Source organism: Lentibacillus salinarum, from assembly GCF_042679865.1.
In the GTDB taxonomy this organism is placed as follows: Bacteria; Bacillota; Bacilli; order Bacillales; family Amphibacillaceae; genus Lentibacillus; species Lentibacillus salinarum.
Window position 1 is genome coordinate 1 of the sequence record NZ_JBHTNH010000008.1, and the last position, 16,201, is coordinate 16,201.

The 16,201-nt window shown below is 44.7% G+C and carries 21 protein-coding genes and 1 pseudogene; 19 read left to right on the plus strand and 3 right to left on the minus strand.

Going from position 1 to position 16,201, the window contains the following annotated elements; all coding sequences use genetic code 11:
* Positions 1–127: 127 nt before the first annotated feature.
* The 11 genes and pseudogenes from ACFQ4A_RS05900 to ACFQ4A_RS05950 all read left to right on the plus strand — a co-directional run.
* Positions 128–1,003, plus strand: a pseudogene (locus ACFQ4A_RS05900) (ATP-binding cassette domain-containing protein); the annotation flags it as partial.
* 54 nt (positions 1,004–1,057) lie between these two features.
* Positions 1,058–1,546 (plus strand): nucleoside deaminase, encoded by a 489-nt coding sequence (locus tag ACFQ4A_RS05905; protein ID WP_382398565.1) that lies wholly within the window; start codon positions 1,058–1,060, stop codon positions 1,544–1,546.
* Positions 1,547–1,962: 416 nt separating this feature from the next.
* Positions 1,963–2,871: an ABC transporter ATP-binding protein gene (locus tag ACFQ4A_RS05910; RefSeq protein WP_382398770.1), complete on the plus strand. Its 909-nt coding sequence runs from the start codon at positions 1,963–1,965 to the stop codon at positions 2,869–2,871.
* Complete coding sequence (locus ACFQ4A_RS05915) at positions 2,868–3,578, plus strand: ABC transporter permease (protein WP_382398567.1); 711 nt, start codon at positions 2,868–2,870, stop codon at positions 3,576–3,578. The genes ACFQ4A_RS05910 and ACFQ4A_RS05915 overlap by 4 nt, the downstream gene beginning before the upstream one ends.
* Position 3,579: 1 nt before the next feature.
* On the plus strand, positions 3,580–4,314 hold the full coding sequence (locus tag ACFQ4A_RS05920) for an ABC transporter permease (RefSeq protein WP_382398568.1): 735 nt from the start codon (positions 3,580–3,582) through the stop codon (positions 4,312–4,314).
* Between the two features lie 304 nt (positions 4,315–4,618).
* Positions 4,619–5,530 carry an Rpn family recombination-promoting nuclease/putative transposase gene (locus ACFQ4A_RS05925; protein ID WP_382398570.1) on the plus strand — a complete coding sequence of 304 codons (912 nt, stop codon included), beginning with the start codon at positions 4,619–4,621 and terminating at the stop codon, positions 5,528–5,530.
* Between the two features lie 317 nt (positions 5,531–5,847).
* A complete protein-coding gene (coaW, locus tag ACFQ4A_RS05930) occupies positions 5,848–6,660 on the plus strand; it encodes a type II pantothenate kinase (RefSeq protein ID WP_382398572.1) in 813 nt (270 codons plus the stop codon).
* A gap of 12 nt (positions 6,661–6,672) precedes the next feature.
* Complete coding sequence (locus ACFQ4A_RS05935) at positions 6,673–6,819, plus strand: hypothetical protein (protein ID WP_382398574.1); 147 nt, start codon at positions 6,673–6,675, stop codon at positions 6,817–6,819.
* A 273-nt stretch (positions 6,820–7,092) separates the two neighbouring features.
* Positions 7,093–7,470: a hypothetical protein gene (locus ACFQ4A_RS05940; protein ID WP_382398576.1), complete on the plus strand. Its 378-nt coding sequence runs from the start codon at positions 7,093–7,095 to the stop codon at positions 7,468–7,470.
* Positions 7,470–7,760 carry a DNA-binding protein gene (locus tag ACFQ4A_RS05945; RefSeq protein WP_382398578.1) on the plus strand — a complete coding sequence of 97 codons (291 nt, stop codon included), beginning with the start codon at positions 7,470–7,472 and terminating at the stop codon, positions 7,758–7,760. Before ACFQ4A_RS05940 ends, ACFQ4A_RS05945 begins: the two co-directional genes overlap by 1 nt.
* A gap of 274 nt (positions 7,761–8,034) precedes the next feature.
* Positions 8,035–8,433 (plus strand): hypothetical protein, encoded by a 399-nt coding sequence (locus ACFQ4A_RS05950; protein ID WP_382398580.1) that lies wholly within the window; start codon positions 8,035–8,037, stop codon positions 8,431–8,433.
* Positions 8,434–8,609: 176 nt separating this feature from the next.
* On the opposite strand, the gene ACFQ4A_RS05955 is transcribed toward ACFQ4A_RS05950, so the two are convergent.
* Complete coding sequence (locus tag ACFQ4A_RS05955) at positions 8,610–8,879, minus strand: Fic family protein (protein ID WP_382398582.1); 270 nt, start codon at positions 8,877–8,879, stop codon at positions 8,610–8,612.
* 330 nt (positions 8,880–9,209) lie between these two features.
* On the opposite strand from ACFQ4A_RS05955, the gene ACFQ4A_RS05960 reads away from it, so the two are divergent.
* The 8 genes from ACFQ4A_RS05960 to ACFQ4A_RS05995 all read left to right on the plus strand — a co-directional run bounded on the left by ACFQ4A_RS05960 (position 9,210) and on the right by ACFQ4A_RS05995 (position 14,339).
* Complete coding sequence (locus ACFQ4A_RS05960; RefSeq protein WP_382398584.1) at positions 9,210–9,401, plus strand: SecDF P1 head subdomain-containing protein; 192 nt, start codon at positions 9,210–9,212, stop codon at positions 9,399–9,401.
* A 31-nt stretch (positions 9,402–9,432) separates the two neighbouring features.
* The gene (locus ACFQ4A_RS05965; RefSeq protein WP_382398586.1) at positions 9,433–10,017 is read left to right on the plus strand and encodes a protease complex subunit PrcB family protein; all 585 of its coding nucleotides are present in this window, start codon (positions 9,433–9,435) and stop codon (positions 10,015–10,017) included.
* Positions 10,007–10,528, plus strand: coding sequence for a GNAT family N-acetyltransferase (locus ACFQ4A_RS05970; RefSeq protein ID WP_382398588.1), 522 nt, complete (start codon positions 10,007–10,009; stop codon positions 10,526–10,528). Before ACFQ4A_RS05965 ends, ACFQ4A_RS05970 begins: the two co-directional genes overlap by 11 nt.
* 54 nt (positions 10,529–10,582) lie before the next feature.
* Positions 10,583–10,753 (plus strand): hypothetical protein, encoded by a 171-nt coding sequence (locus ACFQ4A_RS05975; RefSeq protein ID WP_382398590.1) that lies wholly within the window; start codon positions 10,583–10,585, stop codon positions 10,751–10,753.
* A gap of 22 nt (positions 10,754–10,775) precedes the next feature.
* Positions 10,776–11,324 (plus strand): hypothetical protein, encoded by a 549-nt coding sequence (locus ACFQ4A_RS05980; RefSeq protein ID WP_382398592.1) that lies wholly within the window; start codon positions 10,776–10,778, stop codon positions 11,322–11,324.
* Positions 11,314–11,775, plus strand: coding sequence for a helix-hairpin-helix domain-containing protein (locus tag ACFQ4A_RS05985; RefSeq protein WP_382398594.1), 462 nt, complete (start codon positions 11,314–11,316; stop codon positions 11,773–11,775). The genes ACFQ4A_RS05980 and ACFQ4A_RS05985 overlap by 11 nt, the downstream gene beginning before the upstream one ends.
* Positions 11,776–11,905: 130 nt before the next feature.
* The gene (locus tag ACFQ4A_RS05990) at positions 11,906–12,610 is read left to right on the plus strand and encodes a hypothetical protein (protein ID WP_382398596.1); all 705 of its coding nucleotides are present in this window, start codon (positions 11,906–11,908) and stop codon (positions 12,608–12,610) included.
* Positions 12,611–12,722: 112 nt separating this feature from the next.
* The gene (locus ACFQ4A_RS05995) at positions 12,723–14,339 is read left to right on the plus strand and encodes an FMN-binding glutamate synthase family protein (protein WP_382398598.1); all 1,617 of its coding nucleotides are present in this window, start codon (positions 12,723–12,725) and stop codon (positions 14,337–14,339) included.
* A 59-nt stretch (positions 14,340–14,398) separates the two neighbouring features.
* Here ACFQ4A_RS05995 and yidC read toward each other — a convergent pair whose 3' ends face one another.
* Both yidC and ACFQ4A_RS06005 read right to left on the minus strand, forming a co-directional pair.
* Positions 14,399–15,205 (minus strand): membrane protein insertase YidC, encoded by an 807-nt coding sequence (yidC, locus tag ACFQ4A_RS06000; protein WP_382398600.1) that lies wholly within the window; start codon positions 15,203–15,205, stop codon positions 14,399–14,401.
* On the minus strand, positions 15,160–15,528 hold the full coding sequence (locus tag ACFQ4A_RS06005; protein WP_382398602.1) for a hypothetical protein: 369 nt from the start codon (positions 15,526–15,528) through the stop codon (positions 15,160–15,162). The genes yidC and ACFQ4A_RS06005 overlap by 46 nt, the downstream gene beginning before the upstream one ends.
* Between the last annotated feature and the right edge of the window lie 673 nt (positions 15,529–16,201).

Consider the following 16,201-nt stretch of genomic DNA (forward strand, 5'->3'; position numbering starts at 1 on the left):
AGGTCAAGGACAAGCAGCTGGCGCTGTGGCTCAGAGCAATCTCTTAATGATGACGCTTTACCAAAAAAACGGCAGCTGAACTTTCTACAGGAAAAGGGTCATTTACACAAGATTATTGACACACCCAGCAAATCACAATAATTTAAAAAATATAAGCGTCAATATTCCCAAAAATGCCTTAGTCTCTGTATGTGGCGTATCTGGTTCTGGTAAAAGCACCTTAATGTTGGAAGCATTTCCAGAAAGTTATCCAGAAACCATCATGGTAGGGCAAGGCAGTATAGGCATCTCTAACCGTTCGACACTCGCTACATATATGGGAATGATGGATGATATTCGCTCCATATTTTCAAAAGAAACAGGCCAACCAGCCGGTTTGTTTAGCTTTAACTCCTTAGGTGCATGTCCTGTCTGCAAAGGAAAGGGGGTCACAACACCGGATGTAGCATTTGCAGATCCAGTGACTATTCGCTGTGAAGCATGCAGCGGAACGAGATATTCAGACGAAGCACTGTCATATCGATATCGAGATAAAAATATAGTCGAGATTTTAGATTTAACGATAGACGAGGCTATGAATTATTTTAAAGAACATAAGATTATAAAAAGAGTGACTACACTAAAAGACGTTGGGTTAGGGTATCTAACCTTGGGACAGACGACAAGCTCTCTAAGCGGCGGGGAAGTTCAGCGTCTAAAACTTGCAAGCCATTTAAAAAAAGAAGGACAAATCTATCTATTAGATGAACCATCCTTAGGACTACACACAAAAGATAATGGAACACTCTTAGATGTCTTTCAAAATCTGGTAAACAGAGGTAATTCCGTTATAATAATCGAACACAACCTAGACTTTATAGCGACGAGCGACTGGGTAATAGAACTGGGTCCAGGAGGAGGAAAACAAGGCGGACATATTATATGTGAAGGTACACCAGAAGAGATGTTAAATGCAGAAACATTGACAGCGAAATGGTTAAAGGATGGCGCCTATCTGGAATAAGATGGTTGACGGAAAGTCGATGTAAAAATAAAAATGGTACGAGGAGGATTAATGATGATAAATGATTCGGATTTGAAGCATCTGCGACGTTGCATTGAACTAGCAAGGGCTGCTCTGGCGAATGGTGACGAGCCATTTGGTTCAGTGCTCGTCTCAGCCAACGGAGACGTGCTTGCGGAAGACCATAACCACGTTGCAAGTGGTGACCATACTCAACACCCGGAGTTTGCTTTGGCGCGCTGGGCAGCCAGGAATATGACACCTCAAGACAGAAGCAAGGCGACAGTATATACCTCAGGCGAACATTGCCCTATGTGCGCTGCAGCCCACGGCTTGGTTGGTCTGGGTCGAATCGTTTATGCAAGTTCGTCCGAACAGCTGGTACAATGGTTGAGTGAAATGGGGATTACTGCATCGCAATCGCGCGTTCGTCATCTTCCAATCCAAGATGTTATTCGTGATACCACAATAGATGGCCCTGTTCCTGAACTCGCGGAGCAAGTTCGCCAACTCCATCGTCAGTTTTACGCGAGGAGACGTTAGGGTATCACGCCCTTGGTGTTTAAAACTTACACACGAGGGAGAAAATACAGTGCAGGAAAAGTAAGACATTTAGATCCAACGATACGTTCTCTTACAAGATATAAGGGAGCTTTATTGTCTTTACTTCAAAAAGACTATTTTCTGATGCTCTATAGATGGACGCTTTAGTTGAACAAAAAATTTATCAAAAATACGCTCGGGCCAATATGTTCCGTGCGTATTTTTTGCTTGTAACAGGTGTAATGAATGATGTTAGTGACTAAATGAATTGCGAACAGGACAGTTCCCGGGGGCGAGGCGTATGAACGGAGATCAACAAACCCATAACAGCGCTCGAGCTTTTTTAAACAAAATTTAACCTTTGTTGAACCAGGATTTAAACCTTGTCATTTATCATTAAAGCAGAGGTGAAACAAATGGGACATGTGATACAGACAAATCAATTAGTCAAACAATTTGGGCGTGAAAAGGCAGTGGACAGCATCAGTCTGGCCATAACTGAAGGGGAAGTGTATGGCTTTCTCGGACCGAATGGAGCCGGAAAGACAACCACCATCCGGATGCTGCTTGGGCTGATGAAACCAACATCTGGCTCGATTCATATCTTTAACCAGGATTTAAACAAAGAACGAATTGGGATTTTAAAACATGTCGGATCGCTCGTGGAAAATCCATCGTATTACCCACATTTGACGGCAAAAGAAAATCTTGAAGCGATCCGGAAAATCTATAGAGTTCCCAAATCACGGATTGGGGAAGTGCTGGAAGTTGTCCGCCTGCAGGATGTGGCCAACAAAAAGGTTAAAGAATTTTCCCTTGGCATGAAACAGCGGCTCGGGATCGCGATTGCCCTATTGCATCAGCCAAAGCTGCTGATTTTGGATGAACCGACGAATGGACTGGACCCGTCTGGTATCATTGAAATCCGTAATTTGATTAAACGCCTGCCGGAAGAATTCGGCATGACCGTCCTGATCTCAAGTCATCTGTTATCTGAAATTGATCAGATTGCCACATCGGTCGGGATCATTTCGGAAGGGAAGATGATTTTTCAGGATTCGATTGAAAAACTGCGTGAACACGCGCAGCAAAGTGTTGTCCTACGTGTCAGTGACAGCATCGAGGCAAGTCAGGCACTCCTGATCAGGGGCATTAACGCGGAGAGCCAGGACGGGTGTGTTTACCTGCATGAAAACTCGGATGAGCACGTCGCACAAGCCATACGGATGCTTGTTCAGGACGGTTATGCGGTTTATCGGGCCGAAGAAGAAAAGCGGTCACTCGAGGATATTTTCTTGCAGATGACAAAGGGGAATGCGTTATGATCGGACTACTACTGCATTCGGAATTTTTGAAAATCAGGCGGAAAGGATTTTGGCTACTAACGCTGATTGGTCCGCTCGGTGTTGTTTTTCTGCAAATGGTCAATTATGGAGTCCGCAAAGACTATCTTCTCCAGCAAAGTGATGATGACTGGAGCCATTACCTGGCGAATGTGAATATGTTCACGCCGCTTGCATTGGTGTTGGGTATTGTAATCTTGACGTCGCTCATGGCCAGTGTGGAAAATGAAACGAATGCTTGGAAGCAGCTAATGGCCTTGCCCGTTTCTAAAATGGCGATTTATTTATCAAAGTTTACCGTTATTGTCACGCTTCTGCTGGTGGCGTCCATTTTATTGCTGATTTTCACACTTGGTTTCGGTATGTATCTTGATTTGGGTGATAACGTTCCATACCTTGAAGCCGTAAAATTTAGTTTTTATCCGGTTATGGCCGCGTTACCGGTACTGGCATTACATCTTTGGATTGCGTTAATAAGCCGTCATCAGGGTGTTCCGGTGACAGCGGGCGTAGTAGGTGTCATTTTAAACTATATGGCGTATAACTTGCCGGACTGGCTGATCTGGAAGTGGCCGGCGCTGATGAATGGCTGGGCGGAGCCGCTCACCATTGTCTCGCTTGGGATTGGCTTTGGCGTGCTGTTATATGTGGCCGGGATGATCGATTTTGCGCGAAGGGATGTGACGTGATATGTTTCTTTCAGTTTTGCAGTCGGAATGGTTTAAGTTCCGGAAGTCTGGGATGCTGCCTGTTTTATTTGTGGGGCCAGCCATCGCCCTGATGACCGGTCTCATGACCAATCTCGCCGGCATGGAGACGGGGGCGAACGACTGGTATCTGCTGCTGCAGTTCATGATCCTGCCATATGCGTTATTGTTTTTGCCGCTGATGACAGGCATATTGGCAGGTTTAATCTGCCGGTATGAGCACCAGGCAGGCGGCTGGAAGCAATTTCTGTCGCTGCCGGTCTCGAGAGGCAGTGTCTTCACTGTGAAATTCCTGTTACTGATGGCAGTTGTCTTCGTTATTCAGCTGTTGTTTCTCGGTGCGGTTTATCTGGCAGGCACTGTAAAGGAAGTAGCCGACCCGTTTCCAATGATGATTATCTGGAAAAGTGTCCTTGGCGGCTGGGTAGCCACATTGCCGCTTGTAGCCCTGCAATTGACGCTGTCGATCCTGTGGAAAAGCTTCGCGGCGCCTTTTGCGGTGAATGTCATTTTTACCCTTCCATCGATATTAGCGGTTAATTCTGAAACGTACGGTCCTTTTTATCCGTGGGGTCAGCCATTTTTAATGATGTACGGCGGCGGGGCGCAGGAGAGTGTGTTCTTTGTTCCGTGGGAGCAGGTGCTGACGGTTGTGGGCGGTAGTCTGATTGTATTTTTTGCTGCCGGCTGGCTTTATTTTCAGCGCAAGGCTGTCTAAACTGACTGTCTGACCAAAACAAATAACCACCTTATGAGCCTGGCAAGCATGTAGGGTGATTACGTTACGCGGCATGTAAGTCGCCCCTTTGTAGGGCTATTGTACACGGCCGCCGGTGCTCAGCATTGGCGGTCATTTTCTTTATCTATAGTATAACGAATATCGCAGCAAATGAACACGGTAAAAAAATAAAGATAAATAAAAAATCATGGGAACACTTGTTCTAAACAATGATTTGTGTTACTATTTTTATAGTGAAGACACCTTGGCATTCCACTTCATAAACCACAAGGGATGTGCTAAAATGCCATTAGCTACTGTCGTACGGGAACAAACAAAAACCTCTGAGTACACCAAACACGATCTGCTATTCAAAGAACTTATTCAAACCTTCTTCAAAGAATTTATCGACATATTTTTCTCGGATGTTCACAGGCATATCGATTATCATGACATGACATTTTTGTCCGAAGAAGTGCATACCGACTTGCACGATGGAAAAACACGAAGGCTGGATATTATCGTTGAAACGAAGCTTAAAGGCGAAGGTTCTGTCATTATCGTTCATGTCGAACCGCAAAGCTATGGGCAGCCGGACTTCCATGAACGGATGTTTCACTATTATAGTCTACTGTATAATAAGTATCGTAAGCCTATTGTTCCGATTGCTGTTTTCAGTTATGACGAAAAGCGTTATGAGCAGGATGCGTTTACAATTGAGTTTCCTTTTTTCCATGTTTTGACGTTTAATTTTTTAACATTGGAGCTTCGAAAAAAGAATTGGCGTGACTATATCGAATCAGACAATCCCGCAGCTGCGGCATTGCTCAGCAAAATGGGGTATACCAATCAGGAACGGATTGAAGTGAAAAAGGAATTTCTACGAATGTTAGTAAGAATGCCATTAAACCCGGCCAAGGAAAATATGATATACGGCTTTTTTGAAAGTTATCTAAAACTTAACGAAAAGGAGGAGGCAAAATTGCACGAAGAGTTAGGTAAAATGGAGGATGGTGAGAAGGTTATGGAGCTAACAATTTCTTATGAGGAAAAAGGGAAGAAAGAAGGCAGAAAAGAAGGAAGAATTGAGGGCGAACAGGCAGCAAAGCAAGAAGTTGCTGTTGAAATGTTGAGAAAGGGAGTTTCAATTGAATTTATCGCTGAAGTCACCCATCTTGAACAAGTTGAAATTGAAAAGCTGAGAAATAGGTTATAACAGTCATCGGCCGCTGTCGTAAGTTTAACAGCGGTCATTTTAATCCTATGAATCATTGAGCGAAATCCGATTTCCTAGTAAATGAATACTTTAAATGGTTTCATTCGTATTAGATAAAGGAAGTTCAATTCATATTGGCGAAGTAGTCTTGTGTGCATTATTAAAAGGGATCAGTATGGCTGATTTTTGCCCGTGAATATCTTTCAGCACGGGTCGTTCAAATCAACTAGGTTTCAATCTACAACAATGATTGTACTGATAGATTCTAAAATGCGCTGATAAAATTTGTTCAAATTAAAATCTTGGGGGAAAATAATATGACCCAAACAAAAATAGGCATCGATGCTGGGGGAACACTCATCAAAACTGCATATATTGAAAATGAGAGGATTCAATACCGGTCGTTCCCGTCACAGGCCATTGATGACGCCATCAAGTGGCTGCATGATTATTTCGAAAAGCCGGCTATATGTGTGACAGGCGGAAGAAGCCAGGTGCTTGCAAAAAAATTGAACGTGCCAGCTAAAACGGTTGTCGAATTTGATGCCACAACAGAGGGGATTACCTATCTGGCAGGCCCGCAAACCCTTGGGCGTCAATTTTTATTTGTCAATGTCGGTACTGGGACGTCGATTCATCATGTGACAGATGGCAGACAGGAGCGCATTGGTGGATCAGGTATCGGCGGCGGGACATTATTGGGTCTTGCCTATTTGACGACGGGCATGCAAGACTATGAAGAAATTGTTCGAGCGGCCAGCGATGGTAACCGGGAACACGTGGATTTGAAGGTAAAGGATATTTTTGAAGGATTACTGCCGCCGATTTCAGGCGATTTGACCGCCAGCAATTTCGGCAAAGCTGAATGGATGCGGGAACACAAGCCCTCCGATTCGGATATGCTGGCAGCTATCATTGGTCTTATCGGCGAAGTCATCGTGACAATCAGCACACAGGCGGCAGCACAATATGACACTGGAGCGATCGTTTATATTGGCTCATCATTCCGCTCGAATCCGCTTCTGCAAGATATTTTAGTGGCATACACGAGGCTGGTTGGGAAGGAACCGGTGTTTTTACCAAATGGCGAATATAGTGGCGCTATTGGCGCCCTTCTGGCTATTGACTGAAGGAGGAATTGTATGCGTCATGAAGACCGCAAAATCAATCATCTTGGGCAACGTGTAACAGTAAAATGGTTTTCGTTGCCTAAACCTGCTCGGTATGGTCTTGTTTACACCGGGCTAGGGCTGCTTGTTTATGCTGCTAATAAGGCGATATGGTTTTAATGCTTAATATCGTTTATTTGATGGGAATGTAAGCGGGGGATTAAAAGGAATGAAATGTTTATGACGGGACGCTCTGAATCATTCCTGCCGTTTTGGTTGTCGTAATTCTTAGCTGCGCCGATCTTCTGGGCCATAACGATTATTTGGTTCGTGCTTTTGGCTGTCATATCCGTGCTGCAAATCTGGTATAATGATGTTATGTGGAAACGGGAAAAGACTTGAAAGGTTCTCATATTCCAAATCTAATCAAGCAAAATGGCAGGTGTTCATGTCATGACGTTAGAAGGCAGCAGTAGTTTAGCTATGATCATTTTCATTATATCGATTATCATTGCGTTGGCTGCCAGTTACCTATATGGCTGGAAGATGACTGAAATGACCGGCTGGTTTGGGTCGCACGTTTTTGTCGCAAGTGTTATCAATCTATTTCTGTGGGCGTGCACGATATTTATCTGGTTTTTTTACGCATTTAAGGTAAGCGTCGGACTCTTTTTCGGCGGATTAATGCTGGGATCTGTATTACTGGTGATCAGTGAAGTGGCACTTATCATAACATTATTCGTCCGGCGAGATAAATTGCTAGAAGTTTACCACGAGCAGGCGGACAGCGCATCTGAGGCGGATAAGTTGTCAAGGAGGGGAGAAAATTAATGGATTTCACATTATTGGCCCTGGGCATTGCTGCAGCTGGTTATTTTATCGGTGATGGGTTGAAGAATTTTAAGAATCCAAGAGCGATCGACTCGATGGAAAGTATATTTGGAAACGATGATCACGAATTAATTAAACATAGTGATGTCCATTATTTCATGGGTGTCTCCAAAAAGGATGCCGAGATGTTACTTCGTGATTATCCAGATGTGCCGCACATTAAATTGAACGGCGAAGTCTATTATCCGAGAAAGAAATTGCGGGAATGGTTGGAGCGTTTAGGCGACTGAATATAGCACTAACGGAGGACAATATGAAGAATCTATCTTTGTTCGGCAAACTGAATCTTGGCCTGGGCATCATCTTCTCCATTATGGGGATTTATCTCTTGATTCAACGATTTGACGGAAGTTTCGTTTTCAAAGAGCATTATCAGGCATTGGGTTTTATATGTTTGGGTATAGCATTATGTTTTGCGTCGTCTTTGAGTAAAACTGAATAAACGAAAGGTGGCCTGCATTAATCGTGGTTCAACGTTTGAAAACGCCCCGAATCCTAGGGGGTATGTCGCTTGTATTACTGGTAGCCGCTATGACTGCTTTGTCAGTGTTCACGATAACACTAGAAGATAATATAACGTTGCGCACACTGCTTACCGATTTCTTCAGCAACGACCCTAAGGCTCAAAGGGAAAACGTGGATGCTGCTGTCATTGAAAACATTACGGGGGATACGATCGTTTTCTTAAAAGGGATATTAATCTTCCCCATTGGTTACTTAGGGCTGTTAACCATCGCGAATGGAACGGCGCTTTTCCTTACAAAGCGTTACCCTTATGGTTCTGCCGTTACATTCATAGTGGTTGGTGCTCTTTCATTTTTCACAGTGATGACGCCTCTCTTGTTAGTTCCGGCCGGGATGATGATGCTGAAGCGAATGCCGAATAGGAACGTAAACCAATAAGTAACCGCCATTGGATTTGATCATCACGTGAAACGTGGCTTTTAAAACCTGTGATTTAGGCAAGAATCGCAATCAACGTTCCAACCGCTCCTTTAATCGCATCTTTCATTCGTCGCTGATACCTATCGGTGATCATGTTGGATTTGTTCTCTCTCTGTCTGTAACGTCCCTTTTTTTCATTCTATCGCCTTTAAATACAGATCCAAAGAATCCTCTGTTTCCTTGGCGACCAGTTGAATAAAATCATCATATTCTTTTTGGGTATTGGCTTTAGCCAAAGTATCATAATAGTCCAATCGATTTTCAACTTTGATAACAATTGGTGGAAAGCCATCTTTCATGAGTTCCAGATTTAATAGCAAACGTGACACGCGACCATTTCCGTCGATGAAAGGATGGGTCCCGACAAAAATGGTATGAAAAACCGAGTAAACGTTTGGATACACAAATTATAGAACTGTGTTTTGCAAACCAAAGCAGTCCGATCGGTTCATCGCTTATGCCAAATTGCCACGATTATAGTTTATCTCCAATGATCCCCCATTTCATCTAAACTGCCAGCTCGTCGTCCGATAAGATCAACTGCACTTTCAGCGTATTTTCTTAATACGCTTACGATGTCACACGATACATCGGATTGTTCTTTACAGGAATATAACTTTGGATTTATGTTTTAACGGGCGATGGTATTGTATAATATAAATAAGCAGAAGACAGTATTACGCATCAAAGGGCGAGGGACGAGGTCAAATGCGTAGAAGAGAGCGGTGGAAGATATGGCAGAAGAAAACAAACTGAAGGAAATCACCGAAAACCACCTGGATGGACAAATCCACATATATTTGGGCGATGAATTATTATCGTCACCGCATATTAAGGCCGTCATGGACGGTGAGTCATTTCAATTTACCGGGAAGTACGCGGAAGATAAGGCAGAAAAATTTATCGAAGCGGTGAAATATGAATAGCGGGCTTTTCCAGTTATAAAGGGGAATTGTTATGCGTAGTTTATTATTGATGCTTTTATCAGCCCTATTATTAACTGGCTGCGGGTCAGGAACAACGGAGGATGAAACAATGACAGAAGAAGGGCCAATTGCTCGGGAAAAAACGGAATTGTCATTTCAAATGATTGATCCGGATGAAGCACCGGCCAGGGTGCAAACATGGCTGGAGAAAAATCGATCAGAGGAAGCAAAAAAGGTATTCCATGCGGACGGGAAGACATATGTGATCATATTGCTGGGTCAAAAGTCAACCGGCGGGTATGCGGTTAATATTGAGCGGATGGAACTCGCTAAAATTGTATCGCCCGAGTCCAAGCAGGGTAAAGGAACGGTCAACGTCACCTACCATGTCACGAAACCGGAAGAAGGCAGTTTCAACATTCAGGCGCTCACGTATCCGATGGCGATTGCCGAATTAAACGGTGAGCTTGCGTACGGTTTCCAGTTCAATTCGTCATCCAAATCGGGGGGACTTGACGACAAAAAAGCCGATGATGACGATACGGAGGATAACCCCGAAATCATCAAGCCCCAGGTGCTGACAAGCGAGGGGAACATGAAAGAAAGTGACGGCTGAAAGGAAGAGCATGCCGATGATCATCAGGCCAATTGACGTAAGTGATGCAGAAGCATTTTTAGAACTGAACAAGCGCATTGATGAATCCGGATTCATGCTGCACGAGCCCGGTGAACGAAAAACAACAGTCGAGCAGCAAAAACAGGCAATTGAACGGGCTTCATCCGAAGAGCGGTCCGCCTTTTTTGTGGCGGAATCTGATTATCAACTTGCCGGCTTCATTGCAGCATTTGGCGGCAAAATGAAACGGAATCAGCACTCGGCGTATCTGGCACTGGGTGTGCATGATGCTTTCCACGGACAAGGCATGGCAACAAAACTGATCACGAAGGTGTATGAATGGGCTGAAGCTATCAGCATATCCAGGCTGGAGCTCACGGTCATCAAAGATAATGTGAAAGCCCTTAAGCTCTATCAAAAAATGGGTTTTCAGATTGAAGGAGAAAAGGTTCATTCATTGATGATAGATGGTAAACCAGTGAATGAGTATTATATGTATAAGCTGGTATAGATGTGCAGCATGTTCCTGATGTATTAAGTAAGGGTGAGAGGGAAAATTTTACCGATGAATAACGATCAAAAGATATCATTAACTGTGTTAATTGGTGTTCCGATTCTCTTTTTAATCATCACACTTATAACCGAAAGATGGGGTTTCTTTTTATGGCGTTTATCTCCCAGTTTTACTGCAGGTAGTACGGGATTTTTCCATGCCAAAAATGACGGGGATAAATAAGATAGAGGGGGCGTAAGGCGATATGAATCGGACGCCAGTCGTTGTTTCGGTTGCAGCTGTTTCCGGCGGAGGGAAAACTGCTGTCATCAACCGATTGCTTGAACGGGTTGATTATTCAAAGGCTTTGTATTTTGACAACTATGTATTTGAAGGCCCGGATGATCTTGGGAAATGGGCAGAAAATGGAGCGGATTATAACGGTTGGGATCTTTCACCGCTTATTCAAGATGTTGAATGTCTCCTTACCAGCAATCACCTTCATTATATTTTTCTGGATTATCCATTCGCTTATTTGCATGACGATATGAACGGTCTCATTCATCTCTCCATTTACATTGATACACCACTGGATATAGCGATGGGAAGGCGGATACTCAGAGATTTTGCGATAGGTCCAATTGAAAACGTTCATAAGGCTTTAATAAATTATCTATCTAGTGGAAGAAAAGCTTATTTAGAAATGGAAAAGAATGTTAAGCCGAACTCAGACATTGTTATTGATGGATCAATGTCCCTGGATACAATCGTTGAGCAAATAATAAAGAAAATAGGTGACTTTTATGCCAAATAAAAACCCAAAACTACCCTTATCAGCTGAAGAAAAAGAGCATCTAAGAAAATATAAAATCAAAATAGGTGATATCCGCGAACTGGAAATGGATGATCTAGCCCATAGTTTGAAGGTGTCAGAGGAACGGGCAAAATTTATCAAGGCTTTAGCCACGTTTCAGCAGATCCCTTCAATCGGCCATCAATTCGCGGATACACTTGTTGATAACCTTGGTTTTCATAGCCTGGGCGAATTGAAAGGCAAAGATGGCGCAATATTGTTGGATCAGCTCGAGCGCGATCTGGGGCATTGGGTTGATCCCTGTGTCGAGGATCAAATCAGATGTGTTATCCATCATGCCAATCATCCCGGATCGACGAAGCAATGGTTTGATTTTACCGAAGAACGTAAAGCGTATCGTGAATCAAACGGCTATCCGAAAACAAGGCCGGAGAAGCCATTTATGATATAGAACGATTTTACGAATTATCTTTGCAGGGGAACGCTAAAGGTTGTGTTATAATAAAAAGCCTTTTTCAAACGAAAGCCAACATATCAATTTAATCAATGGTATAATAAGCAAAAAAGGGGGGAGAAGGCTGATGGAAGAGACGTTAAACCAAATTTTAAGTGAATTGAAGGAATTACGAACTGGCTTAGATGGCGTACGTACAGATATAACTGATATGCGCACAGATATAACCGACTTGAAACAGGGGCAGAAAAGACTTGAAGACAGACAAGGAAAATTAGAAGCAGGCCAGCAAAATCTTGCAAATCGACAGGAGAAACTGGAAACCGGACAAAGAAATCTGGCAGACCGTCAAGAGAAACTGGAAGCTGGGCAGAGAAATCTGGCAGACCGTCAAGAGAAACTGGAAGCTGGGCAGAGAAATTTAGCAGACCGTCAAGAGAAACTGGAAGCTGGGCAGAGGCATCTGGTAGACCGTCAAGAGAAACTGGAAGCTGGGCAGAGAAATCTGGCAGACCGTCAAGAGAAACTGGAAGCTGGGCAGAGAAATTTAGCAGACCGTCAAGAGAAACTGGAAGCTGGGCAGAGAAATTTAGCAGACCGTCAAGAGAAACTGGAAGCTGGGCAAAGAAATCTGGCAGACCAACAAGAGAAACTGGAAGCTGGGCAGAAAAGACTTGAAGAAGGTCAGGAAAATCTTCAGAAAAACCTGGTTGTCAGCTTGGGCCAATATTCAGAAACGATTATTAATCACTTTGATGATAAGACAGATGTGCTGAACAATCGCGTATTTAAAGTGGAAACAGAAATGAAAACCCTAAGCAGGCAGCAGTAAGGTGAATCCTTGCTGTTTTTTTGTGCGGTGAAATACATCTTCGTTTGCCACGGATAAATTCTATACAATGACAAACCCTACCAGTAGAGAGTTTGAAAAGGTGGGGATTTACATGAACGTAGCAGATATTATGACCGTAATCGGTTTTGTGGTTGTGACGGTTATCGTTCTGATGCTTCTCATAATCGCTGTTTACATATTCTTTGTCGACCGAACGCAACGGCAGCACCCGGTCTTGCGCAATTATCCGGTTGTCGGGCGGGCGCGATATTTTTTTGAAAAAATTGGTCCGGAATTACGGCAGTATTTTTTCAATAATGACCGTGAAGGCAAGCCGATTTCCCGGGATGAGTACCAGCATATCGTGAAAAAGGCGAAATATAAGCGGGATGTGGAAGGTTTCGGGTCCCAGCGTGATTTTGAAAAAGAGGGTTACTATATCCGCAACAGTATGTTCCCGAAGTTGACGGAAGAATTGAAAATGGACCGGGAGACCAAGCTGACAACGAACCGTTATTTGTTGACGAAAGATCCGCTGTTTACGCAGCGGGAAGAGCATTTGGAGGAAGAGCAGTCGCCGGTTTACCTGCTTGATGAGGATGATGCCATTGTCATCGGTGACAGCACCTGCCGAGAGCCGTTCAGAGTCCGCGGGCAAATTGGTATGTCGGCAATGAGTTACGGATCGCTTGGTGAACGCGCAATCACGGCCTTATCGGAAGGATTGGCCATGGCCAAAGGGGCGTGGATGAATACAGGTGAAGGTGGTCTGTCGGATTATCATTTAAAAGGTGGCGGTGACCTGATCATGCAGATTGGTCCCGGCATGTTTGGCCTCCGGGATAAAGAAGGGAATTTTAACTGGGATGAGCTGAAGGAAAAAAGTCAGATTCCGCAGCTTAAGGCGTTTGAGGTGAAATTGGGCCAGGGTGCGAAAACGCGCGGCGGCCACGTTGATGCCGAAAAGGTAACTGAGGAAATTGCCCGTATCCGGATGGTAGAGCCGTATACCTCAATTGACAGCCCCAACCGTTTTCCGGAATTCAGCGATTTAACCTCACTGTTTGAGTTCATTGAACAGGTCCGGGAACACTCCGGCAAACCGGTTGGCATGAAAATCGTCGTTGGTAGTCATTTCGAAGCTGATGAATTAGCCCAACAGATACGTGACACCGGCAAAGGACCGGATTTTATTACGATTGATGGCGGTGAAGGCGGGACGGGTGCCTCGTATCAAGAGTTGACCGATAGTGTCGGGCTCCCGATTAAATCCGCCCTGCCTTTGGTGGATAACGCTTTGAAAAAATATGGTGTTCGGGATCCGGTGAAAATCATCGCTTCCGGTAAGCTGTATTCACCGGACCGGGTGGCGATTGCCCTGGCCATGGGCGCTGATATGGTCAATATTGCGCGCGCGTTTATGATTACGGTCGGCTGCATTCAGACGCTAAAATGTGCCTCCAATATTTGCCCGGTCGGTGTTGCGACGACGGATCCGGATCTGCAGAAGGCGCTCGTCGTTGATGAAAAGAAGTACCGGACTGCCAATTATCTGGTCACCATGCGTAAAGGGCTATTCCGGGTGGCAGCAGCAGCAGGCTTGGATTCGCCGGTCCATTTTAAGCGGGAGCATGTTGTCTATAAAGATGAAAAAGGCAAAACATGGTCACTTGATGACATTTATCAGTCGATGATTGATCCCGGCGGCGAAGGGTCGATGAATGCGTGAATGGAACGTCAATAAAAAACAAGGCGATTGCCCGATTGCAATCGCCTTGTTTTTCGCTGTCATGTCGTCTCAGCTGTGCTGTTTTTATGTGCTAAATAAATTTTCTTGGAAATCAGCGTCTGTCCGATAATGAACAATCCCCCGACGGCCCAGTACAACGGCAGCGCTGCCGGTGCATTCAGGGAAATGATGCCGATCATGACCGGTGAGACCAGACCAAGGATAGCCATTTGCTTTTTTTGCTGCGGTTCCAGACCAATTTGCGTTACTTTGAACTGAATAAAATAGATCGCAACCGCGATAAGTGTCAGGACAATATCGGTCTGACCAAGGTCAAACCATAAAAATTGATGGGCGGCAATTTCGGGTGTGCGGCGGATTGCCCAGTAAAAGGCGATCAAAATCGGCATTTGGATCAGCATTGGCAGACAGCCGGCCAATGAAGCGAGCGGATTGACGTTGTGTTTTTGATACAGTTTCATCATTTCCTGCTGCATGTTCATTTGCGATTCCCGGTCTTTGTGATCTTTGTATTTTTTCTTGATGGCGTCCATTCCTGGTTTGAGTTCTTTCATCTTATCCTGCATTTCCAAACTGCTTCTCGTCTGCTTCAGCATGAATGGCATTACGACAAGTCGGATCATAAGCGTTATCACGATGATCGACAGGCCGTAGCTTCCGTTGAAAAAGGATGCCAGCCCTTTAATCAATAAAGAAAAATTGTAGACAAAGAAGTGATTGAAAAAACCTTCCGTGTCAGCATTGACCGGTTCATCAATTGATCCGCAACCGGCCAGGAAAATGATCAGTATCAGTCCGATCAGGCTATATTTTTTGGCAAACGTGAATACAGATGTTCGTTCCATCGTGGCCCTCCTCGTTTTTTCATTGTCGTTTTGAAAAAAGAGAGGGTGTGGTCGTCTGTGTCATCATCCGGCGCGTCAATTCGCTTGGCTTTCTGTACAATCCAGTCCATGATATCTGTCGCCTCTCCGATGGATGCCTGGATGGGGGCTGACTGGATTTGGATCGCATGAGATTCTCTTGTATAGACATGCGCATGCCCGATGAATTGATGCAAATCGAACTGGGTGAGATTAATCGTGCCGATAACAGACAGGCAGATGCTGAAATAAACGTAAAAAGGTGACGTATCAGCAAACAGTTCGTGCAATATCTCAATTATCATCTGTATTCACCTCCTTTGTTCCATTCAAATTTCTGCACGACTTAATGATACTACAAATCAATGAAAATCGTAAGGGTGAAGTGGTTCCACGAGTAAACGCTATGACCGATTCGTTGCTATATGGCTGCCGAGCACGACTAAGTTGAAAATGGCGCCGCTAAACCCGACCAGCACTCTATACGACGAACTGGCGTTATTCGAGAGTCGTTCGGTCGTTTAGAAGCACTCTATACGACGAACTGGCGTTATCCGAGAGCTGTTCGGTCGTTTAGAGGCGCTCTATGCGACGAACCGGCGTTATTCGAGAGTCGATCGGGCGTTTAGAGACGCTCTATACGACGAACCGGCGTTATCTGAGAGTCGATCGGGCGTTTAGAGGCATTCTATGCGACGAACCGGCGTTATTCGAGAGTCGATCGGGCGTTCAGAGGCGCTCTATGCGACGAACTGGCGTTATTCGAGAGTCGATCGGGCGTTTAGAGATGCTCTATGCGACGAACTGGCGTTATCCGAGAGTCGTTCGGACGTTCAGAGGCGCTCTGTGCGACGAACCGGCGTTATCTGAGAGTCGTTCGGGCGTTTAGAGGCATTCTATGCGACGAACCGGCGTTATTCGAGAGTCGTTCGGGCGTTTAGAGGCGCTCTATGCGACGAACTGGCGTTATCCGAGAGC

Coding starts and splice junctions, on each gene's coding strand:
- ACFQ4A_RS05905 (WP_382398565.1), top strand. CDS start 1,058: ATGATAAATGATTCGGATTTGAAGCATCTGCGACGTTGCATTGAACTA.
- ACFQ4A_RS05910 (WP_382398770.1), top strand. CDS start 1,963: ATGGGACATGTGATACAGACAAATCAATTAGTCAAACAATTTGGGCGT.
- ACFQ4A_RS05915 (WP_382398567.1), top strand. CDS start 2,868: ATGATCGGACTACTACTGCATTCGGAATTTTTGAAAATCAGGCGGAAA.
- ACFQ4A_RS05920 (WP_382398568.1), top strand. CDS start 3,580: ATGTTTCTTTCAGTTTTGCAGTCGGAATGGTTTAAGTTCCGGAAGTCT.
- ACFQ4A_RS05925 (WP_382398570.1), top strand. CDS start 4,619: ATGCCATTAGCTACTGTCGTACGGGAACAAACAAAAACCTCTGAGTAC.
- coaW (WP_382398572.1), top strand. CDS start 5,848: ATGACCCAAACAAAAATAGGCATCGATGCTGGGGGAACACTCATCAAA.
- ACFQ4A_RS05935 (WP_382398574.1), top strand. CDS start 6,673: ATGCGTCATGAAGACCGCAAAATCAATCATCTTGGGCAACGTGTAACA.
- ACFQ4A_RS05940 (WP_382398576.1), top strand. CDS start 7,093: ATGACGTTAGAAGGCAGCAGTAGTTTAGCTATGATCATTTTCATTATA.
- ACFQ4A_RS05945 (WP_382398578.1), top strand. CDS start 7,470: ATGGATTTCACATTATTGGCCCTGGGCATTGCTGCAGCTGGTTATTTT.
- ACFQ4A_RS05950 (WP_382398580.1), top strand. CDS start 8,035: ATGTCGCTTGTATTACTGGTAGCCGCTATGACTGCTTTGTCAGTGTTC.
- ACFQ4A_RS05960 (WP_382398584.1), top strand. CDS start 9,210: ATGGCAGAAGAAAACAAACTGAAGGAAATCACCGAAAACCACCTGGAT.
- ACFQ4A_RS05965 (WP_382398586.1), top strand. CDS start 9,433: ATGCGTAGTTTATTATTGATGCTTTTATCAGCCCTATTATTAACTGGC.
- ACFQ4A_RS05975 (WP_382398590.1), top strand. CDS start 10,583: ATGAATAACGATCAAAAGATATCATTAACTGTGTTAATTGGTGTTCCG.
- ACFQ4A_RS05980 (WP_382398592.1), top strand. CDS start 10,776: ATGAATCGGACGCCAGTCGTTGTTTCGGTTGCAGCTGTTTCCGGCGGA.
- ACFQ4A_RS05985 (WP_382398594.1), top strand. CDS start 11,314: ATGCCAAATAAAAACCCAAAACTACCCTTATCAGCTGAAGAAAAAGAG.
- ACFQ4A_RS05990 (WP_382398596.1), top strand. CDS start 11,906: ATGGAAGAGACGTTAAACCAAATTTTAAGTGAATTGAAGGAATTACGA.
- ACFQ4A_RS05995 (WP_382398598.1), top strand. CDS start 12,723: ATGAACGTAGCAGATATTATGACCGTAATCGGTTTTGTGGTTGTGACG.
- yidC (WP_382398600.1), bottom strand. CDS start 15,205: ATGGAACGAACATCTGTATTCACGTTTGCCAAAAAATATAGCCTGATC.
- ACFQ4A_RS06005 (WP_382398602.1), bottom strand. CDS start 15,528: ATGATAATTGAGATATTGCACGAACTGTTTGCTGATACGTCACCTTTT.